The organism is Chryseobacterium shigense (genome assembly GCF_900156575.1).
Classification (GTDB): domain Bacteria; phylum Bacteroidota; class Bacteroidia; order Flavobacteriales; family Weeksellaceae; genus Chryseobacterium; species Chryseobacterium shigense.
The window spans coordinates 213,391-228,965 of sequence record NZ_FTNY01000003.1; the positions used below are offsets into that span (position 1 = coordinate 213,391).

Annotated in this window: 19 protein-coding genes; 7 read left to right on the forward strand and 12 right to left on the reverse strand. The window is 38.7% G+C overall.

What is annotated here, in order from left to right:
- Positions 1-3 precede the first annotated feature (3 nt).
- The 12 genes from rplN to BW964_RS10550 form a co-directional block, all read right to left on the reverse strand.
- Positions 4-372 carry a 50S ribosomal protein L14 gene (gene rplN / locus BW964_RS10495; RefSeq protein WP_007839504.1) on the reverse strand — a complete coding sequence of 123 codons (369 nt, stop codon included), beginning with the start codon at positions 370-372 and terminating at the stop codon, positions 4-6.
- A gap of 2 nt (positions 373-374) precedes the next feature.
- Positions 375-632, reverse strand: a complete 258-nt coding sequence (rpsQ, locus tag BW964_RS10500; RefSeq protein ID WP_053073319.1) for a 30S ribosomal protein S17 — start codon at positions 630-632, stop codon at positions 375-377.
- Positions 633-643: 11 nt separating this feature from the next.
- Positions 644-832 carry a 50S ribosomal protein L29 gene (gene rpmC / locus BW964_RS10505; RefSeq protein WP_034738775.1) on the reverse strand — a complete coding sequence of 63 codons (189 nt, stop codon included), beginning with the start codon at positions 830-832 and terminating at the stop codon, positions 644-646.
- An 11-nt stretch (positions 833-843) separates the two neighbouring features.
- Entirely contained in the window at positions 844-1,269 is a 426-nt protein-coding gene (rplP, locus tag BW964_RS10510) for a 50S ribosomal protein L16 (RefSeq protein WP_034738777.1), read from the reverse strand.
- Positions 1,270-1,367: 98 nt separating this feature from the next.
- Positions 1,368-2,120, reverse strand: a complete 753-nt coding sequence (gene rpsC / locus BW964_RS10515) for a 30S ribosomal protein S3 (RefSeq protein ID WP_073330050.1) — start codon at positions 2,118-2,120, stop codon at positions 1,368-1,370.
- Positions 2,121-2,127: 7 nt separating this feature from the next.
- Positions 2,128-2,526 (reverse strand): 50S ribosomal protein L22, encoded by a 399-nt coding sequence (rplV, locus tag BW964_RS10520; RefSeq protein ID WP_034702853.1) that lies wholly within the window; start codon positions 2,524-2,526, stop codon positions 2,128-2,130.
- Positions 2,527-2,528: 2 nt separating this feature from the next.
- A complete protein-coding gene (rpsS, locus tag BW964_RS10525; protein ID WP_034702850.1) occupies positions 2,529-2,807 on the reverse strand; it encodes a 30S ribosomal protein S19 in 279 nt (92 codons plus the stop codon).
- 2 nt (positions 2,808-2,809) lie between these two features.
- Positions 2,810-3,631, reverse strand: a complete 822-nt coding sequence (rplB, locus tag BW964_RS10530; protein WP_034702846.1) for a 50S ribosomal protein L2 — start codon at positions 3,629-3,631, stop codon at positions 2,810-2,812.
- A 22-nt stretch (positions 3,632-3,653) separates the two neighbouring features.
- The gene (rplW, locus tag BW964_RS10535; protein WP_076507035.1) at positions 3,654-3,944 is read right to left on the reverse strand and encodes a 50S ribosomal protein L23; all 291 of its coding nucleotides are present in this window, start codon (positions 3,942-3,944) and stop codon (positions 3,654-3,656) included.
- A 3-nt stretch (positions 3,945-3,947) separates the two neighbouring features.
- Positions 3,948-4,577 carry a 50S ribosomal protein L4 gene (rplD, locus tag BW964_RS10540; protein WP_047454297.1) on the reverse strand — a complete coding sequence of 210 codons (630 nt, stop codon included), beginning with the start codon at positions 4,575-4,577 and terminating at the stop codon, positions 3,948-3,950.
- Positions 4,568-5,194, reverse strand: coding sequence for a 50S ribosomal protein L3 (gene rplC, locus BW964_RS10545; RefSeq protein ID WP_034738787.1), 627 nt, complete (start codon positions 5,192-5,194; stop codon positions 4,568-4,570). Before rplC ends, rplD begins: the two co-directional genes overlap by 10 nt.
- Positions 5,195-5,441: 247 nt before the next feature.
- Positions 5,442-6,206: a DeoR/GlpR family DNA-binding transcription regulator gene (locus BW964_RS10550; RefSeq protein ID WP_073330058.1), complete on the reverse strand. Its 765-nt coding sequence runs from the start codon at positions 6,204-6,206 to the stop codon at positions 5,442-5,444.
- A gap of 117 nt (positions 6,207-6,323) precedes the next feature.
- Here BW964_RS10550 and BW964_RS10555 point away from each other — a divergent pair, with 117 nt between their 5' ends.
- From BW964_RS10555 to BW964_RS10585, 7 genes are all read left to right on the forward strand, one after another.
- Positions 6,324-7,922, forward strand: coding sequence for a glycerol-3-phosphate dehydrogenase/oxidase (locus BW964_RS10555; protein ID WP_076507037.1), 1,599 nt, complete (start codon positions 6,324-6,326; stop codon positions 7,920-7,922).
- An 11-nt stretch (positions 7,923-7,933) separates the two neighbouring features.
- Positions 7,934-9,430 (forward strand): glycerol kinase GlpK, encoded by a 1,497-nt coding sequence (gene glpK, locus BW964_RS10560; RefSeq protein ID WP_076507038.1) that lies wholly within the window; start codon positions 7,934-7,936, stop codon positions 9,428-9,430.
- 21 nt (positions 9,431-9,451) lie between these two features.
- Positions 9,452-10,183, forward strand: coding sequence for an MIP/aquaporin family protein (locus tag BW964_RS10565; protein WP_076507040.1), 732 nt, complete (start codon positions 9,452-9,454; stop codon positions 10,181-10,183).
- A gap of 10 nt (positions 10,184-10,193) precedes the next feature.
- Positions 10,194-10,994 carry a hypothetical protein gene (locus tag BW964_RS10570; protein WP_076507041.1) on the forward strand — a complete coding sequence of 267 codons (801 nt, stop codon included), beginning with the start codon at positions 10,194-10,196 and terminating at the stop codon, positions 10,992-10,994.
- A 371-nt stretch (positions 10,995-11,365) separates the two neighbouring features.
- A complete protein-coding gene (locus BW964_RS10575) occupies positions 11,366-11,785 on the forward strand; it encodes a hypothetical protein (RefSeq protein ID WP_076507043.1) in 420 nt (139 codons plus the stop codon).
- A complete protein-coding gene (locus BW964_RS10580; protein ID WP_076507045.1) occupies positions 11,782-12,753 on the forward strand; it encodes a hypothetical protein in 972 nt (323 codons plus the stop codon). Before BW964_RS10575 ends, BW964_RS10580 begins: the two co-directional genes overlap by 4 nt.
- Positions 12,754-12,841: 88 nt before the next feature.
- On the forward strand, positions 12,842-15,565 hold the full coding sequence (locus BW964_RS10585) for a hypothetical protein (RefSeq protein WP_076507046.1): 2,724 nt from the start codon (positions 12,842-12,844) through the stop codon (positions 15,563-15,565).
- Positions 15,566-15,575: the final 10 nt, after the last annotated feature.

Consider the following 15,575-nt stretch of genomic DNA (forward strand, 5'->3'; position numbering starts at 1 on the left):
AAATTAAAGTACTTCAGGAGCTAATGAAATGATTTTCATATATTCTTTGTCTCTCAACTCACGAGCAACAGGTCCGAAAACACGTGTTCCTCTCATTTCTCCCGCTGCGTTTAGTAATACACAAGCATTGTCTTCGAATTTGATGTATGAACCATCTTTTCTTCTTACTGCTTTTTTAGTTCTTACTACGACAGCTTTAGATACCTGACCTTTTTTAGCATTTCCTGATGGTGTAGAATCCTTGATAGTAACAACGATTTTATCACCAACTGAAGCATATCTTCTTCTGGTTCCTCCCAGAACTCTGATAACTAGTACTTCTTTCGCACCTGTGTTATCAGCAACTTTTAATCTTGATTCTGTTTGTAACATTATTACTTAGCTTTTTCAATGATTCTTACTAATCTCCATCTCTTGCTCTTGCTCAAAGGTCTAGTTTCTTGGATAAGAACTGTATCTCCTTCTGTGCATTCGTTGTTCTCGTCGTGTGCAGTATATTTTTTCGTTTTTAGAACGAATTTACCGTACATCGGGTGTTTCACTCTCGTAGTCTCACTTACAACAATGGTCTTTTCCATTTTATTGCTGGAAACTATTCCGATTCTTTCTTTTCTTAAGTTTCTTTCCATAATGTATGAAAATCTTATTGTTGTTTAGTGGTTAACTCAGTGTTTAGTCTAGCGATCGATCTTCTCAAATCTCTGATTTGAATCGGGTTTTCAATTGGACTGATTTTGTGAGCCAATTTCAGTTTTGAATATTGAGTTGTCAATTCAGCAAGTTTTGCTTGAATATCACCCGCGCTTAAATTTTTAATATCAGCTTGTTTCATTGTATCAAAGATTATAGAGGTTTAACAAAATCGTTAGCCACTACGAATTTAGTAACTACCGGTAATTTTTGTGCAGCAAGTCTTAAAGCTTCCTTAGCAATCTCATAAGATACACCTCCGATTTCGAACATGATCTTACCTGGCTTCACTACAGCTACCCAATATTCCACAGCTCCTTTACCTTTACCCATACGTACTTCAGCTGGTTTCTTAGTAATTGGCTTATCCGGGAATATTTTGATCCATAGCTGGCCTTCTCTCTTCATATATCTTGTCGCAGCGATACGAGCAGCTTCAATTTGTCTTGCAGTGATCCAAGCACCTTCTATAGCTTTGATTCCAAATGTTCCGTATGCAAGTTGATTACCTCTTTGAGCAATCCCCTTCATCTTCATCTTGTGAACTCTACGGAATTTGGTTCTTTTTGGTTGTAACATAATTTCTAAATTTTAGATTTTAGATTTTAGATTTTAGATTTTTTATATTTTAAAAAAGTAACGGTAATTTAAAATTCAAAATTTCTAACCTAAAATTTTTAATTATTATTGTTATTATTGTTATTATTCTTTCTAGGTCTTCTGTTATCTCGGTCTCCACCTCTGTTTCCGCCTCCTGAAGGACCACCTTTCTTCTGTTGTCCCACTAGTGGAGAAAGTTCTCTTTTACCGTAAACTTCTCCTTTCATGATCCAAACTTTCACTCCTAGTCTACCGTAAGTAGTGTGAGCTTCAGCCCAGTGATAATCGATATCAGCTCTGAAAGTAGACAAAGGAATTCTTCCGTCTTTGAAAGATTCGCTTCTTGCCATTTCAGCACCGTTCAATCTACCAGAGATTTGAACTTTGATCCCTTCAGCACCCATTCTCATGGTACTAGCGATTGCCATTTTAACAGCTCTTCTGTAAGAGATTCTGTTTTCAATTTGCTTAGAGATGCTATCAGCCACTAATACTGCATCAAGTTCAGGTCTTTTGATTTCGAAAATATTGATTTGAATATCCTTACCTGTAAGTTTCTTCAATTCTTCTTTTAATTTATCAACTTCCTGACCTCCTTTACCGATGATAAGTCCCGGTCTAGCAGTAGTAATAGTTACTGTAACTAATTTTAAAGTTCTTTCAATATAAATTTTTGAAATACCACCTTTAGATAATCTAGCTTCAAGATATCTTCTGATTTTGTAGTCTTCAGCGATTCTGTCTCCATAATCTTTACCACCAAACCAGTTAGAATCCCATCCTCTGATTATACCTAATCTGTTACCAATTGGATTTGTCTTCTGTCCCATACCTTGATTAATTTTCTTTATTACCTAAGATTAATGTAATGTGGTTTGATCTCTTTCTGATTCTATACCCTCTACCTTGTGGAGCTGGTCTTAGTCTCTTCAATTGTCTTGCACTGTCTACAAAAATTTCTTTAACGATAAGATTAGCTTCTTCGATATCAGCACCTTCGTTTTTAGCTTGCCAGTTGGCCATTGCTGAAAGTAAGACTTTTTCTAACTTGTTAGAAGCGTCTTTTTTAGAATATTTTAGGATGTATAAAGCTTTGTCTACTTCTACGCCTCTGATGATATCAGCTACTAATCTCATCTTTCTTGGAGAAGAAGGGCAATCGTTATGTAATGCTTTTACTACATCTTGATTTGTTAATTTACGTGCTAATGCACTTTCTCTTTTTCTTGATCCCATGATTATCTACTTCCTTTGTTTTTATTACCACCATGACCTCTGAAAGATCTTGTTGGAGAAAATTCGCCTAACTTGTGACCAACCATGTTTTCTGTAACATATACAGGGATAAAAGATTTCCCGTTGTGTACAGCAATAGTTTGTCCTACGAAGTCTGGAGAGATCATAGACGCTCTAGACCAAGTTTTGATAACTGTCTTCTTACCAGACTCTATGTTTGTCTGAACCTTCTTATCTAAAGTATGATGAATGAATGGTCCTTTTTTAAGTGATCTTGCCATAATTATTTACGTTTAGATATGATATGACGGTTAGACGCTTTGTTTTTCTTTCTGGTTTTGTAACCTTTAGCAGGCATACCATTTCTAGATCTTGGGTGACCTCCAGAAGAACGACCTTCACCACCTCCCATTGGGTGATCTACAGGGTTCATTACTACTGGTCTAGTTCTAGGTCTTCTACCTAACCATCTGCTTCTACCAGCCTTACCTGAAACAGTTAACTGATGATCAGAGTTAGAAACAGATCCAATCATTGCATAACATTCAGTAAGGATCATTCTAGATTCTCCTGAAGGCAATTTGATGATGGCATATTTTCCGTCTCTTGAAGTTAATTGAGCTGAAGAACCAGCACTTCTTGCTAAAATTGCCCCTTGTCCAGGTTTCATTTCAACACAAGAAATAACAGTACCCAATGGAATGTTTTTCAATTTCATTGCGTTACCGATATTCGGCTCTACGCTTTCACCTGAAACTACCTTTTGATCTACTTTGATACCGTTTGGAGCGATGATATATCTCTTCTCTCCGTCTGCGTACTCTAATAAAGCGATAAATGCAGTTCTGTTTGGATCATATTCTACAGTTTTTACCGTTGCTTCAACATCATGCTTGTTTCTTTTGAAGTCGATAATTCTGTATTTCTTTTTGTGTCCACCTCCGGTGTAACGCATGGTCATTTTACCAGTTTGGTTACGTCCACCTGACTTACTAATACCAACGGTTAGAGACTTCTCTGGTTTGTTGGTAGTAATTTCCTCAAAATTGTTTACAATTCTGAATCTCTGTCCTGGGGTGATAGGTTTTAATTTTCTAACAGACATTACTATTATTTATAATTAATAATTAATTTACAGCAAAAATATCGATTACTTCCCCTTCTGCAAGAGTGATAACCGCTTTTTTCAATTTGTTTGTCTTTCCTACTTGAAGACCTTTTTTAGTATGCTTTGAAGAAACTTTAGGCGCATAAATCATGGTTCTAACGTCTGCTACTTTCACACCGTAAGCTTCTTGTACAGCCTTCTTGATCTGGATTTTATTCGCCCTAGGATCAACTAAGAAAGAATAAGCACCTCTTAAGTCTGTAAGATAGTTTGCTTTCTCTGAAATAACTGGTTTAATAATAAGTGACATGATTTATTTCTTTAAATTTTCCTGGAATTTTTCAACTGCACCTTCTAAGAATACGATCTCACCTGCATTCATTAAGTCATATGAACTAATTTCGTTGAAGTTCATTACTTTAGTTTTAGGTAGGTTTCTTGAAGATAAATATACATTCTTGTTAGCTTCAGGAAGAACGAATAAAGATTTCTTATCATTCAATGCCAAAGCATTTAAGATAGAGATGAAGTCTTTAGTTTTAGGAGCGCTTAAGCTCATATCTTCCATTACTCTGATGCTGTTGTCTCTCATTTTCTGAGATAAAACAGATTTTTTAGCCAATCTCTTAAGAGCTTTGTTCAATTTGAATCTGTAGTCTCTTGGTTTTGGTCCGAATACTCTACCTCCACCTCTGAAAGTTGGAGATTTGATATCACCATATCTAGCAGAACCAGATCCTTTTTGCTTCTTAAGCTTCTTGGTAGAAGCAGTAATTTCGCTTCTTTCCTTTGATTTATGAGTCCCTTGTCTTTGTGCAGCAAGGTACTGTTTAACTTCTAGGTAAACCGCGTGCTGATTTGGCTCAATTCCGAATACTGATTCGTCTAGAGTTACTTTTCTTCCGGTCTCCTTTCCTGATGTATTTAATACTACTAGTTCCATTTTCTGATAATTACATAAGAATTTTTAGCTCCCGGAACAGCACCTTTTACTACTAAAAGATTTTGTTCTTGATCCACTTTTAATACTTGAAGGTTTTGTACAGTTACCTGCTTACCTCCCATTCTACCCGCCATTCTCATTCCTTTGAATACTCTTGAAGGATCCGATCCAGCACCGATAGAACCTGGAGCTCTAAGTCTGTTGTGCTGACCATGAGTAGCTTGCATTACACCTCCAAAGCCATGTCTTTTAACAACACCCTGGAAACCTTTACCTTTAGAAGTACCTGTTACGTCAACAAATTCACCTTCAGCGAATAAATCAACCTTTACTTCTTCTCCTACTTTCACTTCGTCTACGAATTCTCTGTAGAATTCTACCAACTTAGCTTTTGGAGCAGAACCAGCCTTTTTGAAATGGCCAGCTAACGCTTTACCTACGTTCTTTTCACTCTTGTCATCGAAACCTAACTGAACTGACTTATAGCCGTCCTTTTCAATGGTTCTGACCTGTAAAACCGAGCATGGACCGGCTTGAATAACTGTACAAGGAATGTTTTTTCCTTCTTCGTTAAACAAAGACGTCATACCGATTTTTTTACCAATAATACCTGACATTGTTTATGTTATAATAAAATTTATCTTTCTGTTTCTACATTTTTAGGAGGTCTGAAGTAATTTCTACTTTTGATATAGGCATACTACGCCCCTAAAATGGAGTGTGCAAATTTATGAATATTTTTAGAACTGGCAAATATTTCATGTAAAATATTTTGATTTTTAATCATTTAGATGTTTTTGAAAAAATCAGGATGAAATTTTCAGAGAAATTATTTTGATTTTAAAAAAGAAATGAACACGAAGTTTATTTTACGATCACCGAAACCCCTATTTCCTCTAATCCTGCTTTATCCTCATCGCAAATACCACTATCCGTAATCAGATAATCTATTTTATCCAACGGAGCGATCTTTCCGAATCCTTTTTTATTCAGTTTAGAAGAATCACCCAGAATAACCACTTTTTCGGAACATTCGATCATCAGCTGATTCAAATGCGCTTCCGCAGCATTGGAAGTACTGATCCCAAATTCCAAATCGATCCCGTCTACCCCAAGAAAGAGCTTATTACAGGAAAACTGCCTGAGAATCGTTTCAGAAATAGATCCTACAATAGAAGTAGAGCTCTTCCTCACCTCCCCACCGAGCTGAATAATATTAATATTGGGATTGTTACAAAGCTCCAAAGCAACCCTCAGAGAAGAGGTAAGAACCGTAAGCGGACCAAAGTTCACCAGCATTCTCGCAAGATAATGCATTGTTGTTCCGGATGCCAGTATAATACAGTCATTCTCCTGAATGAGCTGAAGAGCCCCTTTCGCAATATTCTGTTTAGCCTCAACATTGATGTTTTCCTTCTCATCCACATTCCTTTCATAAGCATACCTTACATGCTTGCTTGCCCCTCCATGGTTTCGGAAAAGCAATCCTAAGCTTTCGAGATAGTTCAGATCCTTTCGAACCGTAACCGACGAAACATTCAGCTTCTCACACAGATCCTGTACGAGAACATGCCCCTTTTCATCGAGTTCCTTTAATATATCATCGTGCCTTGGTATTAACTTTTCCATTCTGATTCTTTCATCAAAAATACCATTTTTTTCCGAGACCCATAAAATTTCATTTATTTTCTTTTTAGTTTCATTTTTAATTTATACATTTGAAAACGAAACATAAACGAAACATTTATGAAACGAAACGAAGAAATTAGTAAATTGACCAATGTAAAGGAATGGGACTTTATTGTCATCGGAGGTGGAGCCAGTGGTCTGGGCTCAGCATTAGATGCAGCCAGCAGAGGATTTAAAACTTTGCTCCTTGAGTCCCACGATTTTGCCAAAGCAACCTCCAGCCGAAGCACCAAACTGGTACACGGTGGCGTAAGATATCTGGCGCAGGGAGATGTAGGATTGGTGAAAGAAGCCCTGAAAGAAAGAGGACTCCTGGCCCAAAATGCAGCACATGTAGTCAAAAACCAGTCATTTATTATTCCTAATTACACCTGGTGGGGCGGAATCTACTATAAAATAGGATTGTCTATCTACGACTTTCTTGCAGGAAAGCTAAGTCTTGGGAAAACAAAATACATCAGCAAGTCTAAAACCATTGAAAAGCTGCCGACAATAGAACAACATAACCTTGCTAGCGGTGTGGTGTATCAGGACGGACAGTTTGATGATGCAAGATTAGCCATCAACTTATCCCAGACGCTGATCGAAAAAGGAGGAAGCGCAGTGAATTATATGAAGGTAACCGGACTTTTGAAAAATGATTCCGGCAAAATAAATGGCGTGAAAGCACAAGACCAGTTTTCAAACCAACACTATGAACTTCGTGCAAAAGCAGTGATCAATGCAACGGGGGTATTCACGAATGACATTCTGAATATGAACAACCCTAAGCATGGTAAATTTGTTGTTCCAAGTCAGGGCATCCATTTGGTATTAGATAAATCTTTTCTGAAAAGTGATGATGCTATCATGATCCCTAAAACATCAGACGGAAGAGTTCTTTTTGTGGTCCCTTGGCATGACAGAGCATTGGTAGGAACTACAGACACCCTTCTGGAAAACCCAAGCTTTGAACCCCATGCTCTGGAATCTGAAATCAATTTCGTGTTAAATACCGCAAGACAATATTTAGCGAAGAAACCAACGAGAGAAGATGTAAAATCGATGTTCGCAGGATTACGACCGCTGGCCGCCCCAAAAGAAGGAGGCAAAAGCACAAAAGAAGTTTCCCGAAGCCATAAAGTCATTACTTCCGATACCGGACTGGTTTCCATCATTGGCGGAAAATGGACTACTTACCGTAAAATGGCAGAAGATACTATTGACAAAGCTGTAGAGATTCTTCACCTAAACGGAGGCCCTTCTCAAACAGAAAACCTGTCCATCCACGGTAATATGAAAGCGGAACTGGTTGACCGCAGTAGTCATCTGTATGTATACGGATCCGATATTCCCGCTATAAAATCATTACAGAACAGCGATCCTCACTATGCTCAGAAAATACATCCGGACCATGGCTTTACCATCGCAGAAGCAGTATGGGCTTTGAGACATGAGATGGCAGAAACTATAGAAGACATTCTCGCCCGAAGAGTCAGACTCTTATTTTTAGATGCAAGGGCCGCGATCGACAGTGCCCATACCATCGCACAGCTTATTGCCAAAGAAAAAGGATATTCTCAGGAATGGGCCAATGAACAGGAAAAAGAATTTATTGATTTAGCCCAGGGCTATTTATTAACCCCTTACTCTCCCAAAACTATTACTCATAATTAAAACTTTGCAGTATGAAGGAAAAATTGATTCTCGCTCTGGACCAGGGTACGACTTCCTCTAGAGCTATTTTATTCAATCACAGCGGAGCTATTGAATATATCTCCCAGAAAAATTTTGAACAGATCTACCCTACTCCGGGATGGGTAGAGCATGATCCGAACGAAATATGGTCATCCCAGATATCTGTTGCCGCAGAGATTATTGCCAAAGCAGGCATTTCCGGACTGGAAGTAGCTGCTATCGGTATTACCAATCAACGTGAAACAACTGTAGTTTGGGATAAAGAAACAGGCGAGCCTATCTATAATGCTATTGTATGGCAGGACAGAAGGACCTCAAAATACTGTGACGAATTAAAAGAAAAGGGCCACGCTGAAACCATCAAAGAGAAAACAGGACTTGTTCTGGATGCCTACTTTTCTGCTACCAAACTGAAATGGATTCTGGATCACGTAGATGGAGCAAGAGAAAAAGCGGCAGAAGGCAAATTATGTTTCGGAACGGTAGATACATGGCTGGTATGGAAACTTACCCGTGGAAAAATGTTCATCACCGATGTTTCCAATGCCAGCAGAACAATGCTTCTGAACATTCATACGTTAGAATGGGATCAGGAACTTTTAGACCTGTTTGACATTCCGAGATCTGTACTTCCTGAAGTGAAACAAAGCAGTGAAATCTATGGCGAAACAGCCACTACTTTATTTTCAACTAAAATTCCAATCGCAGGAATTGCAGGAGATCAGCAGGCAGCCTTGTTCGGGCAGATGTGTATCACCCCCGGAATGGTCAAGAATACCTATGGAACAGGATGTTTCTTATTAATGAATACGGGAACAGAAGCCGTTTCTTCTAAAAACAACCTGCTAACGACTGTTGCATGGAAAATCAATGGAGAAGTAAACTATGCTCTTGAAGGAAGTGTATTTGTAGGCGGTGCAGCGATCCAGTGGCTGAGAGATGGCCTGAAACTGATCCGTTCCGCAGAAGAAGTGAACGATCTCGCAGCAAGTGTTGAAGATAATGGAGGTGTTTATTTTGTGCCTGCCCTTACGGGATTAGGAGCTCCTTACTGGGATCAGTATGCAAGAGGAACGATTGTAGGGGTAACCCGCGGAACAACCAACGGACATATCGCAAGAGCGACGTTGGAAGGAATCGCATTCCAGGTCTATGATATCGTGAAATCCATGGAAGCGGATTCCGGAAGACCAAGTCTGGAACTTAGAGTAGATGGCGGTGCTTCTGCAAGTGATCTTCTGATGCAAATCCAGTCTGATCTTTTCGGATTCAAAATTACAAGACCAAAAACGCTTGAGACTACTGCTCTGGGAGCAGCTTATCTGGCAGGTTTAGCCGTAGGATACTGGAAAGACATTAATGAAATCCAGGCTCAATGGGTGGTGGATGAAGATTTCAATCCGAAAGTGGATAAAGAAAAAGCAGACCGTATGATCCATTTCTGGAACAAAGCCGTGAAGCGTTCCCAAAGCTGGATCGAAGATTAAATCTTTAAATAAAAACTACTCATGAACCCATTTACCGCAGAACTTATAGGCACAATGCTTATGATATTATTAGGCAACGGTGTTGTAGCCAATGTTGTCTTAAAGGATACTAAAGGAAACAATTCAGGATGGATCGTCATTACGACAGCCTGGGCGTTGGCTGTTTTCGTAGGGGTTACCATTGCCGGCCCGGCTAGTGGCGCCCATCTGAATCCGGCTGTAACGATTGGGCTGGCTGTTGCAGGAAAATTTTCATGGGACCTAGTTCCCACTTATATTGCCGCACAATTGCTCGGTGCAATGCTTGGTGCTTTCCTTGTCTGGCTTTTTAACAAAGACCATTTCGCAATTACGGAAGATGAAGGAGCGAAACTGGCCTGTTTCAGTACCGGACCGGCTATCAGGAATACTTTTTCCAATCTCATCAGTGAGATCATAGGGACTTTTGTCCTGGTGTTTGTCATCTTTCACTTTTCAGATCCAAGCATTTCTCTGAATGCTGATCCCACTGCTAAAGTTGGACTTGGTTCTGTAGGGGCACTTCCTGTTACTTTACTGGTTTGGGCCATCGGCTTATCTTTAGGGGGTACTACAGGATACGCCATCAATCCGGCCAGAGATTTAGCGCCCAGAATCATGCACGCTATCCTTCCCGTTAAAGGAAGCAGCGACTGGGGATATGCCTGGATTCCGGTTGCGGGTCCTGTCATCGGCTGTATTATTGCGGCCGTTCTCTATGGAATAATACACTAAAAAATACGCGATGAAAATTTTAAAAACAGCATGCCTGATCATTTTGGGCACAGGGAAACTATTCTCTCAAGAGAACGGAGAAACTCCGAAAAGCAACAGACTGGATTTCACTGCAAATATTCAAAACAACCACTTGTGGAGAGGATTGATTATTACAGATAAACCTGTAGTAATGGGAAACCTTTCTTATGCTTTAGATTCTGAAAAGAAATGGAAGATTGGGATCTGGGGCGCTTCAGCATTAGTTGATGATAAGGATAGCACTCATTACAAGGAGATCAATTATTACATTCAATACTCCCACAATCGTTTTTATATCGGACTTTGGGATCTGTATAACTCAAGAAACATTAATACTGCCGTTGCTGCAGACGATATTTTCAGCTATTCACAGAGAAGAACAGCCCATATTATCGACCTTAGAACGAACTATACTTTCGGGCCTTCTTTCCCGATTAACATAGAAGCAGACATCATGCTGTATGGGGGAGCCAATGCAGGAGAAGTTGTTTTGGAGCCGGACGGAAGCTACAAAAAGAATAAATATTCTACTTATATCCAGGCAAGTTATCCCGTGATTACCGGAGAGAAGGTAAATCTGGATGCTTTCGTAGGTGCAGGATTTGCTTTGAACGACCGATATTTCCTTTACGGAAACGGCAAAAACAGCTTTGATATTGTCAACGTTGGGGTAAAAGCAGGAAAGACCGTCAAAATTACGGAGCATTACAGTCTTCCGGTTTCTATGATGGCCATGTGGAATCCTTCGAATAAGTATGCAAGAATTCAATTAGCTGCAACTGTTTTCTAATCTGAATTTCAACTCAATTACATACAGACCACTCCGCTTTGGAGTGGTCTTTCTATTTTTTTGTGCTACTTAAATTGAACTATAAAAGTTATTTGTTCTTTTAAACACTTAAGGACACTTGAGTTGAAAATTTTTTTCACCTTTTGAAAATAGTAAGATCACATCAGCAGAAAATCAAAGATTTCCATAAAATTTAAGTGTACTTCTTTACCTCATGACTTTATACTTCAAATAATCTTAAGTGTTTTTTAAACTTTTGTGACTTTTGTGGTTTAAAAAAAATAGTTTACTGTAATTATCTGAAACAGCCAATCACCGGGTTTTTACGGTTTAATTTTTGCTTAAATATTTTTACTTTTGAAGAAAAATATATGAAAAAGATTTTCAGCTTAGTGATCCTATGCGTCAGCATTTTGTCTTTTGCGCAAACAAAAGTTCCTTTTGTGGGGCAAAGAAGTTTTGACATTATGGAAGGGTACAGTGGATCGGGAACACCACACTATTATCTGGATGTAAAGAAAAACGGTGATGTTTACTTTGGATTTGTTCAGGTCAACCAGGCGGACAGAACTGAAACTACTGAAAAAGTGAATGCCGGAAAATACAATCCCAAGGTAATGAAGGTAGATTTTAAGAAATATGGTGAAACCTTTTTTGTAAAATTTGATAAGGATAATATTTACCTTACAGACAAAGAAGGAAATATCCGGAAATCTGAGGACTGCTGCTCTTCCATGGAAAGTGCTACCAACGACACGTGTACCTGCGAAAGTAAACTGTACAAGGAATGAAAATACTAAAATTTATTTTCGTTCTCCTACTTGTAGTTTCTTGTGGCGGGAAGGAGAGCCACCCTTACACTTTTTATTACTGGAAGACGAACCTTAAACTTGATCAGCAAGAGAAAAAAGTACTGGATCAGGCTACCGTTCCTTATATATACACAAGATTTTTTGACATTGATAAATCGGCCGGAAAATTTCAACCGGTTGCTGTAATTACCAAGGATAACAGTTTCCAAACTAATAAGCAGATCGTACCAACAGTGTTTATTACCAATCAGTCTATGTACCGTATTTCAGCAGAAGAGATCCGGTTTCTTGCGAAAAGCATTCATGATCTGGTTCAGAAAAAAGCTAAAGAATATGGCTTGAAGATGAACAATGAAATTCAGATCGACTGTGACTGGACAGCGGGAACAAGAGATGATTATTTTAAATTTTTAAAAGAACTGAAAAGAGTCTCCGAAAAAGAGATTACCTGCACCCTTCGTCTCCATCAGGTCAAAGACAAAAGCCAAACCGGAATTCCCCCTGTACAAAAGGTTTATCTGATGTGCTACTCTACTTCTTCACCACTGGAGAATTCCGACAAGAATTCTATCCTTGATGTGGCGATTTTAAAAAGCTACCTCTCCAAACTGGAAGATTATCCCATTAAAAAAATTGAAGTGGCTTTGCCGATTTATTCCTGGGGAATTGTCACCAATCACCTTGAAAAGCATAAACTGATTAATGCTTTATCGCGAAAAGATCTGGAAAATCCTGCATTTAAAAAGATCTCAGATCACGAGGTTGAAATCAGCAAAGACGGTTTCTATTTTGGAAGTTTTTTAAGCAAGGCCTTCCGGATCAAGGTGGAAGAAATATCGGATGACCAATTACAAGAGGTTGTTCATTTCCTGGAGAAAAAAATCCCGAATTTTAATGTAATTTATTATCAATTAGATAGTAAATTTGTAAGTAACCGAACTTTTTAAAGTTTTACCATCCGATGGTTCAACAGATGATGAAGATTTGCAATCATCATGAAATTAATTATAAAAATAAAAAACACCTCTCAACAATATGAAAAAGTATATTCTTTCACTGGCAGTCCTGTCGCTTTTTTATACCCAATCTGATGCCTGCGCATGGTCAGATCCGGATTATGAATATTTCAATCTGTTTACGCAGAGTATCATCAAAGACAAATCTTATCTCCCTTTCCTGCTCACGTATTCGAACAGGTTCTATGGCGATTATAAGAATATGACGATTCCTGACGACAATATTGAAACGTGGAAAAAATTCTTCAATAATCAACTGAACTACGCAGAGACAGAAAATCTGGTATACAAGATCAGCATGAATGATCTTAATGCTTTGAAAAACGGAACTCCAAACAATCCTTTATTGCAGAAACTGGGGACCGGATTCTACCAAAAGTATAAGGAAGGCATCGATTATTTAATTGAAGCCAAATATCTTGAGCCGTATATGAGCATTAACTATGTTGAAAGTCCTGACTCATTTTACAGCAGCCCTTCAAAGTCCCAAAATGCCACGTCCATTGACTACGCAAAAACAGTCAATGCACTCACTTCTTTATATAATGCTACCAGAAATCCTGAGATCAAACAGCGTTACGGATATCAACTCGTACGTTTCAATCATTATACCAGAAATTATGATGCAGCTCTGGAAGCTTTCAAAACGTATATAGAACCGATCAAGCAAAAAGGGACGGTCTATTTTATGGCTCTTGATCAGCTTGCGGGTGCGCAGAGAGGAAAAGAAATGAACAGCGATGCCAACTGGAACTTTTTCCAGGTTTTCATGAACAGCAAAGACCGAAAGGAATCGGCTTTTGTGTCGATGAAACTTTCTGACACGGCTTCTTTCAGTAATATCATGAAAAGAGCAGGAACGAATGATGAAAAGAATATGGCGTATTTCCTGCTAGGTTATGAGGGGTTCACAGATCCTATTCCGATCATGGAGAAGATGTATGACATCAACCCGGATTCTGAGATCCTGAAAGTCATGGCCGTAAGGAGCATCAATGAGCTTGAAAGAAGCTATCTTCCGATCTATTATTATACTTCGGATGCTACAGACAGCCCGAATGTCATGAGAGGAAATGCCGATGACCACAATAAAAGTTCCGTTGATGCAAAATCTGAACCCGCAGAAGTAAAGAAAGAAGAAAAACTTTCATTCTGGCAGAAGATTGTAAGATTCTTTAAAAACCTTTTCGGAGGTTCGAAATCTGACCGTGTGAATGGAGATAAAAATGATCAGAGCGATGATGATCTGTTGAACAATCCGGACAGAATTCCATTCTATACGAAATCCAACTACGGCTATGATGAAAAAACGAATGATTATCTGGACAGTCTTGAAAAATTCACAGAAAAAACCAAAAAAGTATCCAAGGATGAATACTGGCAGATCGCAGATGCTTATCTCAAGTTTTTGAAAAAAGACTATAAAGGAAGTTCGGAGGTTCTTGAAGACATCAAAACCACCAATCCGGAATACCTGGAAGAAATAAAAAGAATGAAAGTTCTGAACGATATCGTTTCTCATCCTAAGATTGATGCAGAATTCGAAGATCATCTGATGAAAGATTATGCGGAATATTTCGTAAAAAAAGAAGTGAAGAAAGATACTGCAGCCGTTTCAGATTATGACTATTACGGTGAAACTCCATCTACCGCAGATTTCCTTAAAGATGTTCTTGCCAACCGATATTTCTTACAGGGGGAAGACGGAAAATCTTTCCTGATGAACAATAAACTTTCGGATCTTCAGTATAACCCGAATTCAAGTCTGGTGAAAAGTGTTGAAGACTTTTATAAGAAACCGAATAAGACCCGGTTTGAACAGCAGATCATCGCCAAGAATATGGACAATGTAGGAAATATTGATGCTTTCTTCAGTACGATTTACGGAGACAGAGCCATGAGACAGGCAGACTTTGAAAAGGCTAAATCCTATTATGAAAAAGCTCAGGGCTTTGCAGGAATTCCAAGAATGAATTATGACTGGACAGACAAAGGCGAAAAAATCACTCCAAAACAGTATACCGCTGATGAATATAATGGATTCAGAGGAATTTCTGATCTTGTTTTCGGACATAATGTATGGGAGAGTTTCGGTAGTGCGGAAACTGAAAGCATGACTGCTGAAGATTATTCAGGATTCCCTTTTATTAAGAACAATATGAATAAACTGGAACTGGCCGATGCCTTGATCCAGCTTAAAAAGATCAGCAACGGAACAGATGAAAAGGCAGCAAAAGCGAGTCAGCTGATCGGAAACTTACTGTACAATACTTCAAGTTTAGGATATTACCGTCAATTGTTTGTGATGGATATCGACAACAGCAACGGCGGAAAATATGATTTCTGGAATACAGATCGAAAGAATCCTTACAAGTATTATTACAAGAACTTCCTGTACACTACTTATATCGAACCGGATAATTTTGACCTCGCGATCAATTATTATCAAAAAAGCCTGAAGCTTTCAAAAGACAAGGAGCAAAGAGCAAGAATTCTCTTTCAGATGGCCAGCGCGGAACAAGGAAAATACTACCAGTATGAGGCGAAAAATGCATCGACTGTTAACTATTCAGATCCGAAATATTCCGAAAAGGAACAGGCTCATCAGACCGAACTGGATCATATGAGGAATGAGAAATACAGAACCTATTTTGCCCAGCTGAAATCCCAGTATGCAGACACGGAAACAGCGAAAGGACTGGCGGGAAGCTGCAGTTATTTCGGATATTTTCTGAAAAGATAATTTTAAAGGC

What these genes read in the sequence shown, in the direction of transcription:
- BW964_RS10580 (WP_076507045.1), top strand. Translation starts at nt 11,782, where the DNA reads ATGAAAATACTAAAATTTATTTTCGTTCTCCTACTTGTAGTTTCTTGT.
- rplW (WP_076507035.1), bottom strand. Translation starts at nt 3,944, where the DNA reads ATGTCACTTATTATTAAACCAGTTATTTCAGAGAAAGCAAACTATCTT.
- BW964_RS10555 (WP_076507037.1), top strand. Translation starts at nt 6,324, where the DNA reads ATGAAACGAAACGAAGAAATTAGTAAATTGACCAATGTAAAGGAATGG.
- rpsS (WP_034702850.1), bottom strand. Translation starts at nt 2,807, where the DNA reads ATGGCAAGATCACTTAAAAAAGGACCATTCATTCATCATACTTTAGAT.
- BW964_RS10570 (WP_076507041.1), top strand. Translation starts at nt 10,194, where the DNA reads ATGAAAATTTTAAAAACAGCATGCCTGATCATTTTGGGCACAGGGAAA.
- rplB (WP_034702846.1), bottom strand. Translation starts at nt 3,631, where the DNA reads ATGTCTGTTAGAAAATTAAAACCTATCACCCCAGGACAGAGATTCAGA.
- rplV (WP_034702853.1), bottom strand. Translation starts at nt 2,526, where the DNA reads ATGGGATCAAGAAAAAGAGAAAGTGCATTAGCACGTAAATTAACAAAT.
- rpmC (WP_034738775.1), bottom strand. Translation starts at nt 832, where the DNA reads ATGAAACAAGCTGATATTAAAAATTTAAGCGCGGGTGATATTCAAGCA.
- rplN (WP_007839504.1), bottom strand. Translation starts at nt 372, where the DNA reads ATGTTACAAACAGAATCAAGATTAAAAGTTGCTGATAACACAGGTGCG.
- rpsC (WP_073330050.1), bottom strand. Translation starts at nt 2,120, where the DNA reads ATGGGACAGAAGACAAATCCAATTGGTAACAGATTAGGTATAATCAGA.
- BW964_RS10550 (WP_073330058.1), bottom strand. Translation starts at nt 6,206, where the DNA reads ATGGAAAAGTTAATACCAAGGCACGATGATATATTAAAGGAACTCGAT.
- rplC (WP_034738787.1), bottom strand. Translation starts at nt 5,194, where the DNA reads ATGTCAGGTATTATTGGTAAAAAAATCGGTATGACGTCTTTGTTTAAC.
- rplP (WP_034738777.1), bottom strand. Translation starts at nt 1,269, where the DNA reads ATGTTACAACCAAAAAGAACCAAATTCCGTAGAGTTCACAAGATGAAG.
- BW964_RS10565 (WP_076507040.1), top strand. Translation starts at nt 9,452, where the DNA reads ATGAACCCATTTACCGCAGAACTTATAGGCACAATGCTTATGATATTA.
- rplD (WP_047454297.1), bottom strand. Translation starts at nt 4,577, where the DNA reads ATGGAACTAGTAGTATTAAATACATCAGGAAAGGAGACCGGAAGAAAA.
- BW964_RS10575 (WP_076507043.1), top strand. Translation starts at nt 11,366, where the DNA reads ATGAAAAAGATTTTCAGCTTAGTGATCCTATGCGTCAGCATTTTGTCT.
- BW964_RS10585 (WP_076507046.1), top strand. Translation starts at nt 12,842, where the DNA reads ATGAAAAAGTATATTCTTTCACTGGCAGTCCTGTCGCTTTTTTATACC.
- glpK (WP_076507038.1), top strand. Translation starts at nt 7,934, where the DNA reads ATGAAGGAAAAATTGATTCTCGCTCTGGACCAGGGTACGACTTCCTCT.